Annotated in this window: 19 protein-coding genes; 9 read left to right on the top strand and 10 right to left on the bottom strand. The window is 34.2% G+C overall.

All coding sequences use genetic code 11. The features are described from left to right. Positions 1-65: 65 nt before the first annotated feature. The 3 genes from G7034_RS04150 to G7034_RS04140 all read right to left on the bottom strand — a co-directional run bounded on the left by G7034_RS04150 (position 66) and on the right by G7034_RS04140 (position 1,322). Positions 66-479 (bottom strand): DUF6691 family protein, encoded by a 414-nt coding sequence (locus tag G7034_RS04150; protein WP_166399707.1) that lies wholly within the window; start codon positions 477-479, stop codon positions 66-68. 11 nt (positions 480-490) lie between these two features. After that, the gene (locus G7034_RS04145; RefSeq protein WP_166399706.1) at positions 491-1,048 is read right to left on the bottom strand and encodes a YeeE/YedE family protein; all 558 of its coding nucleotides are present in this window, start codon (positions 1,046-1,048) and stop codon (positions 491-493) included. Between the two features lie 88 nt (positions 1,049-1,136). After that, a complete protein-coding gene (locus tag G7034_RS04140) occupies positions 1,137-1,322 on the bottom strand; it encodes a YgaP family membrane protein (protein ID WP_166399705.1) in 186 nt (61 codons plus the stop codon). A 149-nt stretch (positions 1,323-1,471) separates the two neighbouring features. On the opposite strand from G7034_RS04140, the gene G7034_RS04135 reads away from it, so the two are divergent. After that, entirely contained in the window at positions 1,472-1,936 is a 465-nt protein-coding gene (locus G7034_RS04135; protein ID WP_166399704.1) for a CBS domain-containing protein, read from the top strand. A gap of 41 nt (positions 1,937-1,977) precedes the next feature. On the opposite strand, the gene trpS is transcribed toward G7034_RS04135, so the two are convergent. Continuing rightward, positions 1,978-2,946: a tryptophan--tRNA ligase gene (gene trpS / locus G7034_RS04130; RefSeq protein ID WP_166399703.1), complete on the bottom strand. Its 969-nt coding sequence runs from the start codon at positions 2,944-2,946 to the stop codon at positions 1,978-1,980. A gap of 230 nt (positions 2,947-3,176) precedes the next feature. Here trpS and G7034_RS04125 point away from each other — a divergent pair, with 230 nt between their 5' ends. After that, positions 3,177-3,908, top strand: a complete 732-nt coding sequence (locus G7034_RS04125) for a lysophospholipid acyltransferase family protein (RefSeq protein ID WP_166399702.1) — start codon at positions 3,177-3,179, stop codon at positions 3,906-3,908. 4 nt (positions 3,909-3,912) lie between these two features. Here the strand turns inward: G7034_RS04125 and G7034_RS04120 are convergent, their stop codons facing one another. The 3 genes from G7034_RS04120 to rpiB are packed head-to-tail and all read right to left on the bottom strand — an operon-like array spanning position 3,913 to position 5,691. Beyond that, positions 3,913-4,359, bottom strand: coding sequence for a GNAT family N-acetyltransferase (locus G7034_RS04120; RefSeq protein ID WP_166399701.1), 447 nt, complete (start codon positions 4,357-4,359; stop codon positions 3,913-3,915). Then, complete coding sequence (locus G7034_RS04115; RefSeq protein WP_394351935.1) at positions 4,359-5,279, bottom strand: cation diffusion facilitator family transporter; 921 nt, start codon at positions 5,277-5,279, stop codon at positions 4,359-4,361. Before G7034_RS04115 ends, G7034_RS04120 begins: the two co-directional genes overlap by 1 nt. Next, positions 5,260-5,691, bottom strand: coding sequence for a ribose 5-phosphate isomerase B (gene rpiB, locus G7034_RS04110; RefSeq protein WP_166399700.1), 432 nt, complete (start codon positions 5,689-5,691; stop codon positions 5,260-5,262). Before rpiB ends, G7034_RS04115 begins: the two co-directional genes overlap by 20 nt. 214 nt (positions 5,692-5,905) lie before the next feature. Here rpiB and G7034_RS04105 point away from each other — a divergent pair, with 214 nt between their 5' ends. Both G7034_RS04105 and hppD read left to right on the top strand, forming a co-directional pair. Then, entirely contained in the window at positions 5,906-7,063 is a 1,158-nt protein-coding gene (locus G7034_RS04105) for a homogentisate 1,2-dioxygenase (RefSeq protein ID WP_166399699.1), read from the top strand. A gap of 122 nt (positions 7,064-7,185) precedes the next feature. Continuing rightward, complete coding sequence (gene hppD / locus G7034_RS04100) at positions 7,186-8,346, top strand: 4-hydroxyphenylpyruvate dioxygenase (RefSeq protein WP_166399698.1); 1,161 nt, start codon at positions 7,186-7,188, stop codon at positions 8,344-8,346. Positions 8,347-8,476: 130 nt separating this feature from the next. On the opposite strand, the gene kbl is transcribed toward hppD, so the two are convergent. Continuing rightward, positions 8,477-9,676, bottom strand: a complete 1,200-nt coding sequence (gene kbl / locus G7034_RS04095) for a glycine C-acetyltransferase (protein ID WP_166399697.1) — start codon at positions 9,674-9,676, stop codon at positions 8,477-8,479. A gap of 129 nt (positions 9,677-9,805) precedes the next feature. Here kbl and G7034_RS04090 point away from each other — a divergent pair, with 129 nt between their 5' ends. Then, positions 9,806-10,867: an alkane 1-monooxygenase gene (locus G7034_RS04090; protein ID WP_166399696.1), complete on the top strand. Its 1,062-nt coding sequence runs from the start codon at positions 9,806-9,808 to the stop codon at positions 10,865-10,867. Here G7034_RS04090 and hemB read toward each other — a convergent pair. Continuing rightward, positions 10,864-11,856, bottom strand: coding sequence for a porphobilinogen synthase (hemB, locus tag G7034_RS04085; RefSeq protein ID WP_166399695.1), 993 nt, complete (start codon positions 11,854-11,856; stop codon positions 10,864-10,866). The two genes, G7034_RS04090 and hemB, sit on opposite strands and share 4 nt — an antisense overlap. An 11-nt stretch (positions 11,857-11,867) precedes the next feature. Further along, a complete protein-coding gene (hemF, locus tag G7034_RS04080; protein ID WP_166399694.1) occupies positions 11,868-12,776 on the bottom strand; it encodes an oxygen-dependent coproporphyrinogen oxidase in 909 nt (302 codons plus the stop codon). 164 nt (positions 12,777-12,940) lie between these two features. Between hemF and G7034_RS04075 the strand changes: the two genes are divergently transcribed. From G7034_RS04075 to recO, 4 genes are all read left to right on the top strand, one after another. Continuing rightward, positions 12,941-14,086, top strand: coding sequence for a cystathionine gamma-synthase (locus G7034_RS04075; protein ID WP_166399693.1), 1,146 nt, complete (start codon positions 12,941-12,943; stop codon positions 14,084-14,086). Between the two features lie 262 nt (positions 14,087-14,348). Next, a complete protein-coding gene (gene gdhA / locus G7034_RS04070; protein ID WP_166399692.1) occupies positions 14,349-15,692 on the top strand; it encodes an NADP-specific glutamate dehydrogenase in 1,344 nt (447 codons plus the stop codon). A 139-nt stretch (positions 15,693-15,831) separates the two neighbouring features. Next, on the top strand, positions 15,832-18,126 hold the full coding sequence (gene porZ, locus G7034_RS04065; RefSeq protein ID WP_166399691.1) for a type IX secretion system anionic LPS delivery protein PorZ: 2,295 nt from the start codon (positions 15,832-15,834) through the stop codon (positions 18,124-18,126). Continuing rightward, positions 18,127-18,834, top strand: a complete 708-nt coding sequence (recO, locus tag G7034_RS04060) for a DNA repair protein RecO (protein WP_166399690.1) — start codon at positions 18,127-18,129, stop codon at positions 18,832-18,834. Position 18,835: the final 1 nt, after the last annotated feature.

The following is an 18,835-nucleotide window of genomic DNA, read 5'->3' as shown; positions in this document are numbered from 1 at the left end:
GAATGACTAAAAAAAGCACAACTTTCGCTGTGCTTTTAAACAATTAAACTTAAAAACCATGAAGCTTAATGAGGTAATTTATTTTTAAGTACCCCATAAACAAACGTACCAAGTAGGGCGCCGCCAATAACTATTAAAATAGAAACATATCCTGAGCCAGCTAGCACATACATTGGTCCTGGACAAGCGCCTGCTAAGGCCCAGCCTAGTCCAAATATAGTTCCTCCTACCAAATATCTTGCTATACTTTTATCTTTAGGCTTTAATTGCATTTCTTGGCCACCTAAAGCCTTGATGTCAAATTTCTTTATTAAGCTTGTTCCTATAACTCCCAAAAAGAGGGCAGAACCAATAATTCCATACATGTGGAAGGCTCCAAACTCAAACATTTCATAAATTCTAAACCAGGAAGCAGCTTCCGATTTATACATTAAAATTCCGAAGAAAACACCTACTATTAAATATATTATACTTTTCATATCTTTCTTTTTTATCCAAAAATTAAAGGGTAAATAAAATTAATCATAACCAAACCACCTATAAAAAAGCCAATCACAGCAATTAATGAAGGTAATTGCAGGTTACTAAGTCCAGAAATAGCATGACCAGAAGTACATCCGCCTGCATACCTTGCACCAAAACCTACAAGAAAACCACCCACAATTAGAATGGCAAGTACTTTTGGGTCTGATAAACTTTCGGTAGAAAAAATTTCAGTTGGCAAATAAGCTTGTTGCGTAGATTCTATTCCGTAAGAATTAAGTTTCAATGCAACATCTTCGTTAATTTTAACTTTATTGTTAGATAGATAATTGGCAGCTATAAAACCTCCAATCACAGATCCAAGCACTAAGATGAGATTCCAACGTTGACTTTTCCAATCAAATTTAAAAAAGTCTGAAACTTTTCCTGCTCCACCAATAGCACAAGCGGTTCTTAAATTAGAAGACATTCCAAATTGCTTTCCTAAGAAAAGCAAAACAAACATAGTCAGGGCAATTAGTGGGCCAGAGACATACCAAGGCCAAGGTTCATAAATAAACTCCATAGTCAATAATTTTTCTGCAAAATAACAGAAAATAGACCTGCTAATGTGTAACTAAAGTTACTTAAATAATGATGTTTATAACTAACTTCTATTTTTTTATTCCAAACTTTGATAAGATGTCTTCCAATAAGCACCATTTAGTTAACGAAGACTGAAGTAAATTAGCACCAACAAAGGCGGTAAACCACAACCAATTGAGATGAACATATATGGCTAAAACCAAACTAATTAAGATAAACGTACCTGCAACACCTCTTACTATTCTATTTTTCATAGTTCTTTAGTATTTTAAAAAGCAAAGATAAAATCAGTAGTAGTTAAAATAAGTAACCTAAGTCACTTTGGAGAGTTATTTTTAATTTTTATGACAAAAATCAGCATATTTGATATATTTTTACTATTTTTATTAAAAATTTGTCAATTATGGGTATTAAAAGTTTTGAAGGTAAACGCGCAGCAATAATCACTGAAGTTGATCAAATTCGAGTTCGTGATTGCATGAACACAGCAATGATTTTGTTTTATGAAGAAATGAGTTTGTTGGAAGCAATGGAAATAATGATTCAAAAAAAAGTTTCAGGTGGCCCTGTACTAAACGAAGAAAAAAAATTAGTTGGAATTATTTCTGAAGGAGATTGTGTTAAACAAATTTCTGATTCTAGGTATTACAATATGCCAATGGCTGATGTAAAAATTAAACATAAAATGAGTACAGCTATAGAAACTATTCATCCAGACGAAAATATTTTTGATATAGCTAACAAATTCTTGACCCTTAAAAGACGTCGTTTTCCTGTGGTAGAAAACAATCAACTTTTAGGCTTAGTTAGTCAAAAAGATATGTTACGAATAGCTACAAGAATGAGTGGCAATCACTGGAAAAAATAACAAATTACGCTAAGAGCTATTCATTGTACTTTTTCAAGCATCTAATAACCAATTTTAGTGCGTACACGCTTTAAAATACTTGAAGAAACTTGTTGTGCTTTACGCGCCCCTTCTAAGAGAATATCCTCAATAATTTCAGGATTTTGCATGTAGTAATGATACTTTTCTCTGGGTTCTTTAAACCTTTCAAGAATCAACTCATACAAGGCTTGTTTTGCATGACCGTAGCCAAAGTTTCCAGCCTTGTATTTACTTTCTAAGTCTTTAATTTCATCAGAAGTGGCCATTAATTTATAAATAGCAAAAACATTACAAGTTTCAGGGTCTTTTGGTTCTTCAAGGCCTTTCGAGTCGGTTTCAATTTTCATGACCGACTTTCTCAACTTTTTATCGGTTTCAAAAATATTAATGATATTCCCTTTAGATTTACTCATTTTAGTTCCATCTGTTCCAGGAATTAATTTACTTTCTTCTTGAATTTGTTCTTTAGGCAAGACAAAGGTTTCTCCGTATTTTGCATGAAACCTATTAGCTACATCACGAGTAATTTCTAAATGTTGTAATTGATCTTTACCAACAGGAACCACCTCGGCATCATAAGCTAGAATATCGGCAGCCATTAACATTGGGTAGGTAAATAAACCAGCATTAACATCTTCTAGATGGTCTGCTTTATCTTTAAATGAATGCGCTAATTTGAGCCGTTGGTAAGGAAAAAAACAACTTAAATACCAAGAAAGTTCGGTTACCTGAGGCACGTCACTTTGTCTGTAAAAAACCGTTTTAGAAGTATCTAAACCAAAAGCTAACCATGCTGCAGCAGTAGATAAGGTATTGTTTTTTAAAACTTCAGCATCTTTTATTTGGGTTAACGAATGAAGATTTGCAATAAACAAAAAAGACTCATTATTGGGGTGATTAGCCATTTCAATGGCGGGAATAATGGCCCCTAATAAATTTCCCAAGTGCGGTGTTCCTGTACTTTGAACTCCTGTTAGTATTCTTGCCATAGTAAACGATATTTAGACCTCAAAATTAAACTTATTTTTGATTCATTAAAATTATAAAGGAAGTGAATTAAAATACATTTATAGGTTTCCTGTTATAAATCTCAGCAAGCTTAAGCAAAGGCGAATAAAATTAGTTGTTTTTTTTATATCAAATTTAAAACAGAAAGTAGATCATTGAAGGCTAAAGTATAATTTTATTAAATTCGCTTTTTTAAAATGCCAAAGTAATTATGCAAGTTTTATTCAATTTTTTACGTCTTCTTTGGCGTGTCTGGTTTTACACCTGGATGCTCGTTGTTATTTTATTACTCTTTCCGCTATTACTAATTTCTACAACCAAAGAAAAATGGTATCCTTATTTTTACAAATTAGCTAGAATTTGGGCAAAAGCTATGATTTATGGCATGGGTTTTTATCCAAAAGTAAGCTTTAAGTCCAACTTTGAAAAAGGAAAAAGCTACGTTTTAGCGGCTAATCACACAAGTATGATGGACATTATGATGATGCTCTATTTATCAAAAAACCCATTTGTTTTTGTAGGAAAAAAAGAATTAGCTAAAATGCCCATATTTGGTTATTTCTATAAACGAACTTGCATATTAGTTGACCGTTCAGACCCAAAAAGCAGGCGTTCTGTTTTTGAAGCTTCTAAAAAAAGAATTCAAACAGGCTTAAGTATTTGCATATTCCCTGAAGGAGGAATTCCCGATGATGAAAACATCATTCTTGACGAATTTAAAGATGGTGCTTTTAGAGTAGCTATCGATCATCAAATACCCATTGTTCCCATTAGCTTTGTTACAAACAAAAAACGCTTTCCATATCCTTTTTTTAAAGGAAGCCCAGGCGTGCTCCAGGCAAATATTCACTGGCCAATACCAACGATAGGAAAAGACCTAAAAGACAAAAAAATGCTAAAAAAGTTGGTGAGAGAATTACTTTTGAAAGACTTAAACTATTAGTATTTTATTCTTCTTCCTTCACCATGTTAATGTGAGGAATTCCATCTTCCAAATACCCCTCTCCCACCGATGCAAAGCCTTGGTATTCATAAAATTTAATTAAGTATTGCTGTGCTGAAATACGAATGGAGGTAGTTTCAAAATTTTGTTGAACAAAATAAATACACTTTTGCATCAGTAAATGCCCAATATCTTGGGCTCTAGAATTTTCTTTTACAATTACACGGCCAATACTGGCTTCTTTAAAATAAATGCCAGGTTTAAAGATACGTGCATAAGCAAGCATTTCTTGATTCTTGTACCCCATTACATGTAAAGCTTGTTGGTCTAATCCATCAATATCTTGGTAAACACAATCTTGCTCAACAACAAAGACTTCAGACCTCAACTGAAGAAGTTGGTACAATTGAGTAGTAGTTAATTCTTCAAAACTTAAACACTTCCATTTCATTAGTCTTGTACTATTATATTTTTATTATCTGGTTTTTCATACTCAGGCTGAATGTTTGTGTGATTTACCCCGAATTCTTCGACTACATTTTCAATTTTTTCTAGGATTTCATCAAATTCAGATAATTTAATGTCTTCCATAAAATCAACATGAGCCTCTAAGTGAATTTCATCATCATTTAGCTTCCAAATATGGAGATGATGAATATGCTTTACTTTTTCTAATTGATTGATCTTTTTTACTAAGCTTTTTACATCAACCTCTTTTGGGGTAAAAAGCATCAGTACACCATAAGATTTTTTAGCCAGTGAAAAACCAACTATAATTAAATAGAGAGCTATGCCTAGTGTAAGCACCCCATCTATCCAATAAACTTGATAAAATTTCATAGCTAGACCTCCCACTAAAACAGCCACCGAACCAAGTAAATCAGTAAACAAATGTAAATAAGACGAACGAATATTCATATTGTGTTTAGCATCGGTATGTAAAATCAGAACGCTAACACCATTCCCTACAATTGCAACAATAGATAGCCAAATCACCAAACTAGCATCGATAATTTCAGGAATAAAAAATCGTTCAACAGCTTCAAATATTAAAAAAACAGCAATAACAATAAGAGAAACGGCATTGATAAAAGCAGCTATTATTTCTGCTCTTTTATAACCAAATGTTCTGTTTTGAGAGGCTTTTTTATTTGAAAAAACCGCTGCTACATAACTAATTACAAGCGAAATAACATCCGATAAATTATGTAATGCATCAGAGAGCAATGCTAAACTTCCGCTTATAAACCCACCAATACCTTGCGCCACAGTAATCAAAATATTGAGAACTATGGTAAGAAGTAAATTGTTTTTCTTTTTCTTATATTTTACAAGTTGCTCATCCAATAGGTTAAGAGGCTGGTATTTTATCAATCCGTTTTTGGTGTCGCCCACCTTCAAAATCGGTATTCAAAAATAGTTTTACAAATTCTAAGGCTTCTTGCTGACTAACAAAACGCGCAGGAATACTAAGTATATTGGCGTTGTTATGTTGTCTAGCTAAAGCTACAATTTCTTCATTCCAACACAAAGCTGAACGCACACCCTGGTACTTGTTGGCGGTCATATTAGCCCCATTTCCAGAGCCGCAAATAATAATTCCTAAATCAGCTTTTTCACTCTCCACATCTTGGGCTACGGGATGAATAAAATCGGGATAATCTACACTATCCTTGGCATTAGTTCCATAATTTTCAATTGTATGCCCCAAATTTTCTAAAAAAGCGACAATTGTTTCTTTGTATGCTGTACCGGCATGGTCATTTCCTATTGAAATTTTCATTGTGTTGTTATTTAATTTTATCTACAAAAGTAATTATTTCAAAATGAAACTAAGCTGAATTTTACAGCTGAAAAAAAAAGGAAACCAAAAACTTCGCTAAAGTCTAAAAAAGATTGGTCTATTTTAAAAACTCGCAATTAACTGATTTGAATCAGCCATTTAATATTTCATAAATCCATCTAAAATCACGATATTTGTTGAAAACATAAAAATTATGCCGTTTTATCATAAACTTGGAAAAATACCCCATAAAAGACATACTATTTTTAGGAAACCCGACGGTAATTTATATTATGAAGAATTATTTGGCACCATTGGTTTTGATGGCATGTCTTCTAATCTTTATCATGAGCAAAGGCCCACTCAAGTCAAGGAAATAAAAGGAAGCCATAGCGTACAACCTAAAATCGCAAAAGCCAATAATATTCAGTCTTACCGTTTTAAGGGTTTTCAAGTACCTCCAGCTAAAGACTATTTAGAGAGCAGAAAAGTAATTATGCACAATACAGATTGCAATATTATTTTGGCTGCACCTCAAAATTCGACGCATCAATATTTCTATAAAAATACAGATGCAGATGAAATGATTTTTATTCATAAGGGCAGCGGAAAACTTAGAACACAGTTTGGAAATTTAGACTTTAAATATGGTGATTATTTACTAATTCCTAGAGGAACTATTTACAAACTTGATTTCAACAATGAAGACAATCGATTATTTATTGTTGAATCTTTTCACCCCATGTACACGCCCAAACGCTATAGAAATCATTTTGGACAATTGTTAGAACATTCTCCATTTTGTGAACGCGATATTAGAAGACCTGAAAAATTAGAAACCCATAATGAAAGTGGAGAGTTTTTAATAAAAGTAAAAAAACAAAATGAAGTTTTTGATTTAGTTTACGCTTCTCATCCATTTGATGTTGTTGGTTATGATGGCTACAATTACCCTTATGCTTTTTCAATTCACGATTTTGAACCCATAACCGGAAGAATACATCAACCACCTCCAGTACATCAAACTTTTGAAACTTCGGCTTTTGTTGTTTGTTCATTCTGCCCAAGACTATACGATTACCACCCTGAAGCTATTCCAGCTCCTTACAATCACAGCAATATTGATAGTGATGAAGTTTTATATTATGTGGATGGCGATTTTATGAGTAGAAATGATATTGATGCTGGACATATTTCTTTGCATCCAGCAGGAATTCCGCATGGCCCACATCCTGGCGCCGTTGAGCGAAGCATTGGAAAAAAAGAAACCGAAGAATTAGCCGTTATGGTAGATACCTTCAAACCGCTTCAAATTACTGAAGAAGCTTTAAAAATAGCCGACGAAACCTATTATAAATCCTGGCTAGAATAAGCTTTTAATTTTGATGATTAATGGTTTAAACCTATTCACAAAACAAGAAGAAAAGAAAACTAGAGATTAGAAAAATTGATCTAATTCTAATAAAATACAACAGAATTAAAATTAAGTAAAAAATGAAAAAAGATATAAAATCAGTTAATTACGGTTTAGAAAAGATATTTGATGGAGCGCAAGATTTCCTTCCACTAATGGGTACCGATTACGTTGAACTTTACGTAGGAAATGCCAAGCAAGCAGCTCACTTTTACAAATCGGCTTTTGGTTTCCAAACTTATGCCTACAAAGGACTAGAAACAGGAAGCAAAGACAGTGTTTCTTATGTTTTAATGCAAGATAAAATTAGATTGGTACTTACCTCGCCATTAAACTCCAAAAACCCAATTAATGATCATATTGTGAAACATGGGGATGGGGTTAAGGTAATTGCTCTTTGGGTTGAAGATGCTAAAAAATCTTGGGAAGAGACCACCAAAAGAGGGGCAAAATCATTTATGGAGCCTACCGTAGAAGAAGATGAACACGGAAAAGTAGTACGCTCCGGAATTTATACCTACGGTGAAACCGTTCATTTATTTGTTGAAAGAAAAGACTACAATGGAACTTTCTTACCTGGTTACAAAAAAATAAAATCCGAATTCCAACCTCAACCTGTAGGCCTTAAATTTATTGATCACATGGTTGGTAATGTAGGTTGGAATGAAATGAACACTTGGGTAAAATGGTACGAAGAAGTAATGGGCTTTGTCAATTTCTTGTCTTTTGACGACAAGCAAATTCATACCGAATATTCTGCTTTAATGAGTAAAGTAATGAGTAATGGCAATGGAAGAATTAAATTCCCTATTAACGAACCTGCTGAAGGAAAGAAAAAATCACAAATTGAAGAATACTTAGATTTTTATGAAGGTGCTGGAGTACAACATATTGCTGTAGCTACAGACGATATCATCAAAACAGTTTCTGATCTTCGTTCTAGGGGCGTTGAATTTTTATCTACGCCACCTGAAGCCTACTACAAAGCTATTCCTGGAAGGTTAGAAGAGTTTAGCCACGAACTTAGAGAAGATTTAGAGACCCTAAGAAAACTTGGAATTATGGTAGATGCAGATGAAGAAGGTTACTTACTCCAAATTTTCACCAAACCTGTGCAAGATAGACCTACTTTATTCTTTGAAATCATTCAACGTATGGGCGCACGTGGTTTTGGAGCAGGAAACTTTAAAGCTTTATTTGAGTCTATTGAGCGTGAGCAACAATTAAGAGGAACTTTATAATAATCCCCGTTTAACCCTCAAATAAAGCTATTCAGAGCAATTCTAGTAAGCTAGATTTAAAAAATTTAGGCTTAAAAATAAAAAAGCCGTTTCAAATTTGAAACGGCTTTTTTTCTATATCAAAAAATACTTAGCTAATCACCTTCATTTCCTTGCCTACTTTAATAAAAGCATTAATGGCCTTATCTAGGTGTTCTTTGGTATGAGCAGCCGATAATTGCACTCGTATTCTAGCTTTTTCTTTGGGTACTACCGGATAAAAGAAGCCAATTACATAAATGCCCTCCTCCAATAATTTAGCTGCCATATCTTGAGCTAATTTCGCATCGTAAAGCATCACAGGAACAATAGCTGATTCTCCGTCAATGATATCAAATCCTGCTTCTTTCATTCCATTTTTGAAGTAGGCCGTATTTTCCTGAAGTTGATCACGTAGGCTTGTGTCATTTTTCAACAAATCAAACACCTTAATTGAAGCGCCAACAATAGAAGGAGCTAATGAATTTGAAAATAAATAAGGCCTAGAACGCTGACGTAAAATTTCAATAATTTCTTTTTTAGCCGTGGTATAGCCGCCCATAGCTCCACCTAAGGCTTTTCCTAAAGTTCCAGTGATAATATCTACGCGACCTAAAACTCCTTTTTCTTCAGGCGTTCCAATTCCTGTTTTACCAATAAATCCTGTAGCATGACATTCATCAATCATTACTAAAGCATCATATTTATCGGCTAAGTCACAAATTTTATCTAATGGAGCCACTAAACCATCCATCGAAAAAACGCCATCGGTAACAATTAATTTTGTTCTTACCCCATTGGCATCAGCTTCTTTCAATTTTTCTTCTAAGTCTTGCATATTGCCGTTTTCGTAACGGTATCTTCCTGCTTTACACAAACGCACACCATCAATAATTGAAGCGTGATTTAACGAATCAGAAATAATGGCATCTTCTTTTCCTAATAAAGGTTCAAAAACCCCACCATTAGCATCAAAACAAGCCGCATATAAAATGGTATCTTCCATTCCGTAGAAATCGGCTATACGAGCTTCTAATTCTTTATGAATATCCTGTGTACCGCAAATAAATCGCACACTAGACATTCCAAATCCATGTGAATCTAAGGTGGCTTTAGCTGCCTGCACTACCTCCGGATGTGAAGAAAGACCTAAGTAATTATTGGCACAAAAATTCAGAACTTTTTCTCCAGTATTAATGGTAATTTCAGGCCCCTGCGGACTTGTTATAATTCGTTCTTTTTTAAATAAACCTTGCTCTTCAATATCGTTTAACTCTTGAGTTAATTGAGTTTTTAATTTTTCTGAATACATTTTTAATCGGATTTTTGACAAATTTACAAACAAATGAATTAACTAATTCTAATATACTAATAAATGATGCATGAAGTGCTTCATAAAAATTAACTTTTGTAAGTTCAAAAAATTAAGTACCTTACTACAATGAAATTTAATGATTTAAAATACTTAACGGCCTTTCTAATTCCTATTTGTGCTTTGGTGGGTGTTTCCTATCCTAAGTACTTTAGCTTTTTAACCCCTGTTTTTGCATTTATCTTAATCCCAATTATTGAATTATTTACCACAGAAAATAAAACGAATTTACTTGAAAAAGAAAAAGTAAAGAAGAATAAAAGTAAGTTTTTTGATTTCCTGCTTTACCTTAATCTTCCTCTGGTATATTTTATATTGATTACAGCTTTAATACAAATCAATCAACAAGATTTAAGTTATTTAGAAATTCTGGGTTTAGTAGTTAGCATTGGAATTGTATTAGGAAGCAATGGAATTAATGTTGCTCACGAATTAGGTCATCGCAATGATTTTTGGAGTCAACAAGTTGCCCGTTTGCTATTATTACCTTCGCATTACACGCATTTTACCCTAGAGCATAATTATGGCCATCACGCTAAAGTTTCTACTCCTGAAGACCCAGCAACTGCTAAGCTAAATCAAAGTCTTTATAGTTTTTGGTGGACATCTTCAACTGGACAGTATAAAAATGCTTGGAAAATTCAGAAGAAGCTTCTAAACACAAAAGAAGCAAGTTTCTTTTCACTAAAAAATGACATGCTAATCAATAGCTTTCTACAAATTAGCTACTTCACCTTACTTTTTCTTTTTTTTTCTTGGAAAATAGCTCTATTAGCTATTTTTATGGGAATCGTTGGTTTTTTACTTCTTGAAAGTATCAATTATTTAGAACATTACGCCTTACTGCGCCAACAAAAGAAAAGTGGAAGGTATGAGCCAGTTAAAGAAATTCATTCTTGGAATTCTAATCATTTATTGGGCAGAATTATGCTCTATGAATTAACGCGTCATAGCGATCATCATTACCGAGCAAATAAAAAATACCAAGTTTTAGATTATCATTCTACAAGCCCAGAATTACCGTATGGATATCCTACATCCATTTTGATTGCGTTCATTCCGCTCTTGTGGTTTGCGCTTATGAATCCTAGAGTTCCCAAAGAAATGAAACGATCGGCTTCAAAAATTTAAGCCTTTAATAATTTAGCAACATCTTTAGCAAAATAACTTGCAATTAAGCTTGCTCCAGCTCTTTTAATGGCGGTAAGTTGTTCTAGCATTACAGAATCATGGTCTAACCATCCTTTTTCGGCCGCCGCCTTCAACATGGCATATTCGCCACTTACTTGATACACGGCAATAGGTAGGTCAACTTCATTAGCTAAATCACGAATAATATCTAGGTAACAAAGCCCAGGTTTGACCATAACAATATCTGCACCTTCTTCAATATCGGCAAGTGTCTCACTCAATGCTTCTTTTCTATTAGCAGGATTCATTTGGTAAGTCTTTTTATCCTTAGGTACATCTTTTGCGTCCACCGGAGCAGAATCTAACGCATCTCTAAACGGACCATAAAAAGCAGAAGCATATTTAGCAGAATAACTCATAATTCCTGTATTGGTGTAGCCTTCTTGTTCAAGTTTAGTTCGGATTTGAAGGATTCTTCCGTCCATCATATCGCTAGGAGCCACAAAATCGGCTCCAGCTTGAGCGTGGCTAAGCGCCATTTCTGCTAACACATCGGCTGTTTCGTCATTAATAATTTCGCCATTTTCAACAATTCCGTCATGACCAAAAGACGAAAAAGGATCCAAAGCAACATCGGTCATAACCAAGATTCCTGGAACTGCTTTTTTGATGGTTTTAATAGCCCTTTGCATGAGTCCGTCTGGATTTAATGCTTCAGCCCCCTGATTGTCTTTTCGGTCTTCTTCAGCTTTCACAAAAAGCAAAACAGATTTTAATCCCAACGACCATAGCTCCTGCACTTCAGTTTCAATTAAATCTAAGCTATAACGAAAATAATTAGGCATAGAAGCAATTTCTTCTTTTACATTTTCGCCCTCCACAATAAAAAGGGGAACAATAAAATCGTTTACGCTTAGTTGAGTTTCGCTTACCAAACTTCTAATGGCTTGAGAGTTTCTTAATCTTCGGTGTCTTGTGTATGGAAACATAGTTTGTTTTATTAGAGCCAATCAATTGGCTTTTTTAATACATTAATTAACTTTTCTTCTTCAGAATTGGGCTCGGGTTGGTGATTGTATTGCCATTGCACATGAGGAGGTAGGCTCATTAAAATACTTTCTATTCTTCCGTTGGTTTTTAAGCCAAAAAGTGTTCCTTTATCGTGTACTAAGTTAAATTCAACATACCTTCCTCTTCGTATTTCTTGCCAAGTTCGATGATGGTCCTCAAACGCTAAGTCCTTTCGCTTTTCAACGATAGGAACGTAGGCTTCAAGAAAAGAATCACCTACTTCAGTTACAAAATTGTACCATTGCTCTATTGATTTTTCTTCTGAAGCTTTTAGGTAGTCGAAAAACAATCCACCTATTCCGCGCGCTTCATTTCTATGCGAGTTCCAAAAATATTCATCGCATCGTTTTTTGTAATTAGGGTAAAACGAAGAATCATGGGCGTCACAGGCTTTCTTACTTACCTGATGAAAGTGCTTGGCATCTTCTTCAAAAAGGTAATACGGTGTTAAATCTTGCCCACCACCAAACCACTGATCTACAATTTTTCCGCTTTTATCATACATCTCAAAATAGCGCCAATTAGCATGGACAGTGGGAACCATAGGGTTTTTGGGGTGAATTACAAGGCTTAATCCACAAGCAAAAAAATCACAATCTTTTACCTTGAAGTAGTTTTGCATTGAAGCAGGTAAGGCCCCGTGAACAGCAGATATATTCACTCCTCCTTTTTCAAAAACCTTTCCATTTTCTATAACGCGAGTTCTTCCTCCGCCACCTTCTTCCCTATTCCATAAATCTTCATGAAATTGAACTTTGCCATCAATTTTTTCAAGTTTAGCAGTAATTTGGTTTTGTAATTTTTGGATGTAACTATAAAATTTATCTTTTGTTTGCATGCTTTAATTCTGCTTTTCAGCAAAAATAAACTTTATATGTCAGTTTTTTATTGATAAAAATCAAAATATAAGCTTCAGCTTGTTAAACTCAGGATAAAAAAAGTAAAGCGCTGTCTTTTCATTTGAATCTAAATTACTTTTGTATAGATTTAAAAAATAGAATTATGAAATTTAATACAAAAACCATTCACGGAGGACAAAAAAATATTGATCCTGCTTATGGCGCAGTAATGCCCCCTATTTATCAAACTTCTACCTATTCTCAAACCACACCCGGTGCGCACAAGGGCTTTGAGTATTCAAGAAGCGCTAATCCAACTAGAACAGCACTTGAAAACGCCTTAGCAAGTATAGAAAATGGTCATTTTGGACTGGCCTTTGGCTCTGGTTTAGCTGCAATTGATGCTATTTTGAAATTGTTTAAACCAGGAGACGAGATTATTTCAACCAACGATTTGTACGGGGGAAGCTACCGATTATTCACTTCTATTTTTAAAGATTTTGGAATTAAATTTCATTTTATAGGAATGGAAAAGGCTTCTGATATAGAAAACTACATAACTAACAAAACCAAACTTATTTGGACTGAAACGCCTACTAATCCAATGATGAATATCATTGATATTGAGGCAGTGAGTAAAATAGCAAAAAAACATGAAGTTTTACTTGCGGTTGACAATACCTTTGCTACGGCTTATCTGCAACAACCCTTAGATTTAGGAGCAGATCTAGTCATGCATTCGGCTACTAAATATCTAGGAGGCCACAGTGATGTTGTAATGGGAAGTATTGTTGTTAAAGACCAAGAATTAGCAGATAAATTATACTTTATTCAAAATGCCAGTGGCGCTATTGCTGGACCAATGGACAGCTTTTTAGTATTACGAGGAATTAAAACATTACATCTTAGAATGCAGCGCCATGCAGAAAATGGGCGTGCAGTGGCTGAATTTCTAAAAAACCATCCAAAAATTGAAAAAGTCTATTGGCCAGGATTTAAAGATCACCCAAACCATGATGTTGCCAAAAAACAAATGAAGGATTTTGGCGGTATGGTTTCATTTACCACCAAAGGAAATGTGATGGAAGATGCCGTAAAATTTGTTGAAAATGTGAAAGTTTTTACCTTAGCTGAATCTTTAGGAGGAGTTGAATCCTTAGCCGGTCACCCAGCAAGTATGACTCATGCAAGTATTCCGAAAGAAGAAAGAGAAAAAACAGGAGTGGTTGATTCCTTGATTAGGTTAAGTGTTGGTATTGAAGATGAAGCAGATTTGATTGAGGATTTAAAACAAGCTTTAGGTGAATAGCTTTCTTTCAAAGAATTACTTCTAAATAAACTGTTTTATAAAAATTACCGCAAAAAAATGATATTGAAATGATTTTAGCAAAAGAACAAATTATTCAAAAACTAATGAATACTCCTTGAAGAAATTTGCGGAAAAATAGTTTAGTGAATGATGAAAATCAAAATGAAAATTTCGTAATTTTAAGCGCTATAATCTAATTTTAAATATAATATCTCTAAAAATAAATACTATATTTGCTAACTATATAATTAAGAGAAAAGAAATGACTACAAGCGTAAAAAATTTTTTAGACAAAGTTTCTGAGCGCAACCCCAATCAACCTGAATTCATACAAGCAGTTCATGAGGTTGCAGAAACCATTATTCCTTTTATAGAAGAAAACCCTAAGTATAAAAACAAAATGTTACTAGAGCGCATGGTTGAACCAGAGCGTGTTGTTATGTTTCGTATTACTTGGATAGACGATCAAGGGAATATACAAGTAAATAAAGGCTATAGAATTCAAATGAATTCTGCCATTGGTCCCTACAAAGGAGGCTTGCGTTTTCACCCATCAGTAGATTTAAGTATTTTGAAATTCTTAGCTTTTGAACAAGTTTTCAAAAACTCACTTACTACTTTACCTATGGGTGGAGGAAAAGGAGGATCTGACTTTAACCCCAAAGGAAAATCAGACAACGAAGTAATGCGTTTTTGTCAAAGTTTTATTACTGAATTATACCGACATATAGGTCCAAATACAGATGTGCCCGCAGGAGACATTGGCGTTGGAGGAAGAGAAGTAGGTTATATGTTTGGACAATACAAGCGTATTCAAAATGAATTTACTGGCATTTTAACGGGTAAAGGAATTTCTTTTGGAGGTTCTTTAATTCGTCCTGAAGCTACTGGCTACGGTAATGTTTACTTTGCAGAAAACATGCTTCAAACCAAAAACGACAGCTTAAAAGGAAAAACTGTTTTGGTTTCTGGTTCTGGAAATGTAGCTCAATATGCAACAGAAAAAGCTACTGAACTTGGTGCCAAAGTACTTACCATGTCTGACTCTGGTGGATATATTTATGATGAGGATGGTATTGATCAACATAAGTTAGCTTTTGTAATGGAGTTAAAAAATGAAAGAAGAGGAAGAATTAGTGAATATGTAGAGGAATACCCTAATGCCGTTTATCACGAAGGAAAAACTCCTTGGGGAGAAAAAGCAGCCATTGCTTTACCTTGTGCTACACAGAATGAATTGCACGAAGAAGATGCTAAGAAATTAGTTCAAAATGGATGTATTTTAGTAGGCGAAGGTGCTAATATGCCCTGTACTCCAGATGCAGTAGATGTATTTAAGAAGGCAAAGATTTTCTTCTCACCAGGAAAAGCATCTAATGCAGGTGGTGTAGCTACTTCAGGATTAGAGATGTCGCAAAACTCACTCCGCCTAAATTGGTCGGCAGAAAAAGTAGATGACAAACTAAAAACCATAATGAAAGATATTCATGATGCTTGCGTAACCTATGGCAAAGAAGATAATGGATATATTGATTATGTTAAAGGAGCAAATATTGCTGGATTTGTTAAGGTTGCCGATGCTATGTTAGCACAAGGAGCCGTTTAATAGCAAGACGTTCAACATTCGCTACAATGCCAAGTGTTCTTTTCACTTGGCATTGCTTTTTTATACCAAATTGAAGTGCTTATGTGTGGATATTTCAAATTAATATGCAATATTTACAAACTGATTGAGTTAAGTTTTTATGAGAAGTAAATTTATATTTTTATTAGTTTGCCTTAGTATTTCTAATTCTTTGATTGCTCAAAATCAAATAGAACGCTGGAATGGTTATTTTTCCTATAGAAATATAGTTGATTTATCTAGCGATGGAAATACACTAACAGCAGCGGCAAGTAATTCAATATTTAGGCATCAAATTGAATCGGAAACCAACGAAAAAATCACCCCAATTGAAGGGCTTTCTGGAGAAAATATTACTGCTATTCATTACTCTAAAGATTTCCAACTTACCTTAATTGGATACCAAAACGGGTTAATTCAAGTAATAAAAGATCAAAATAATCAAATTACTAACCTTGTAGAAATTACCAATCGCGTAGTCATCCCTCCTAATATTAGAAAAATTAATCAGTTTTTTGAATTTGAGAATTTAGTTTATATAGCCACCGATTTTGGTATAGTAAAATTCAATTTAACTAACCTAGAATTTGACTCTACTTACTACATCGGAGAAAATGCAGGGTTTGTTAAAGTTAATCAGTCTGTCATTAACAATAATCGAATTTGGGCAGCCACAGATGATGGTGTTTTTACAGCTAACCTCAATGACAACCTAATTAATTTTGCTAACTGGAATACAATTGCCACTTCCATATTTACCCATGCTTTTGTTTTTAATAACCAAGCCTATGTAGTTAGGCGTTTTGATGGTGGTATTTTTACAGCCACGCCCGGTTTTATTTCTTCTGCTTTTATAATGGACGAAGTAATTACTGAAACACAAATTGTAGAAAACAATGAGCAAGAAAAACTATGGGTAGCCACTGAAAATAAAATTTTTGCATACGACGAAAATTTCAACGAAGAACTTGTGTTCTTTGGAAATGAAAACTACCAACCTACAATTAATACATTTAATAGCATTAATGATGAACTTTTTATTGGCGACGAAAACGAGGGCTTGTTAAAGTTTAATCTACCTATTGTAAATGATGAATTTAAAAGGATTAATCCTACTGGCCCCCTACTCAACCGAATTTTTAATTTAGATTACTTTGATGGTGAACTTTGGGCTACTTTTGGCGAGTATGATCAATTTTTTAACCCTTTTCCTCTAAACGCAAGAGGCTTGAGTGTTTTAAAAGATGAAAATTGGATCAATCTAAGTCTTGAACAACTTAATAACGCCAGAGTATTGGTTCAAGCTACAAAAAAAGGAGAATCGGTTTTTTTAAGTAGTTATTATGACGGATTGTTAGAATTGAAAAACTTTGAATTAGTAAATCAGTTAAACGGAGAGAATAGCCCTATTGAATCGGCTTCAAACTCAACTAATTTAGATAATAGAATTGGCGGAAGCATTCTTACTCGAGATGGAAGCCTTTATTTTACAAATGCATTAACCAATAACCCACTTAAACGCATCAATGAAAATGGAGTAATGCAAAATGTTTCATTAGGAGGCGATTCAAGTTCGTTTAGTGTTGCAACAATTGAAAAAGATAATTCAGATAATATTTTTATTGCTAGTCGAGGAGGAGGGCTTTTTGCATACCAACATTCTACTGGACAGTCTAGAAGAATATCGAATAATACCGCTGGTGTAGATTTACCTGAAGCTAACAATAATGTTACATCAGCCATAAATACCTTAGAGGTAGATGTGAGCAACCGACTTTGGATTGGAACTACAGATGGCCTACGGGTAATGTTCAATCCTGGAGCCGCATTTTCAGGAAGCCTGAGCATTATCCCAATTATAATTACCGATTCAGATGGCGTTGCACAACAGCTTCTGTTTAGACAAACGATAACCGATATTAAGGCTGATGGTGCAGATAACAAATGGATTGCCACTTCAGATTCTGGTGTTTTTCAAGTTTCGCCTACAGGTCAAGAAGTGCTCAATCACTTTACTAGAAGCAACTCGCCTTTGCCTTCAAATGCAGTAAATAGTATTGAAATTGATCCAAGAAGTGGAGAAGTGTTCTTTGGTACCATTAACGGACTTGTTTCTTATCAGAGTTTTGTTACTGAAGCCCAAGAAGATTTAAGCAACTTACGCGTTTTCCCCAACCCAGTGAGACCAACTTATTCTGGACAGGTAAACATTGATGGCTTAAGCCAAAATGCTAACGTAAAAATAACCGATATTGAAGGGAATTTAGTTTTTGAACGTACCGCAAGAGGAGGAAGCGTGCGTTGGGACACTACCGCCTTTGGAAAACATGCAGTAGCTTCTGGTGTTTACTTGATTTTGGTTACCAATGATGAAGGCCAGCAAACCGATGTAAAAAAATTGATGATTATACGATAAATGCAAACTACCTCTCAAGCTATTGTCCTTTCTAAAATCAATTTTGGTGAAGCCGACTTAATTGTAAAAACCTACACTAAAGAATTTGGAATATGTAGCTTTTTGTTGAAAGGAATTAGAAAATCGAAATCAAAAAAATTTAGACCATCCTATTTTCAAGTATTGACCATCTTAGATTTAAATTTTAATTACCGAGAAAATAGAAATCTTCAATTTATAACTGAAGCAAAACCCACTGAAGTCTTGAACCAGCTTTATATGGATTTCGGAAAAACTTCAATGCTGTATTTTATAGCTGAAATTCTTTCCCAAGCTATTATTGAAGAATCAAAAGATGAGGGTTTGTTTTCTTTTCTGAAAGACCAAATACTTCAGTTAGAAAAAGAAGAAAACTACCAAAACTTTCATTTGAATTTTATGCTTCAATTGAGTAAGTTTTTAGGTTTTTATCCAGATTTTAGCTTAGATGAATTTCCTTATTTCAATTTAGTGGAAGGAGAATTTCAACTGAAGCCCACATCTAATTATTGTTTTTCAGGGGATAATGTTTCCCTGCTCAAATCATTACACCAGGAAAGCTACACTCAAATTCGACTAAACAAAGAAAAACGAAACGCCTTTATAGACTTTCTTATTTTGTATTACGAAGTGCATTTACAAGGATTTAAAAAACCGAAGTCGCTTGAGGTTTTGAGGGGGTTGTTTTAAA

It is taken from the genome of Psychroflexus maritimus (assembly GCF_011089875.1).
GTDB lineage: Bacteria > Bacteroidota > Bacteroidia > Flavobacteriales > Flavobacteriaceae > Psychroflexus > Psychroflexus maritimus.
This window is presented reverse-complemented; position numbering and strand designations above follow the sequence as displayed.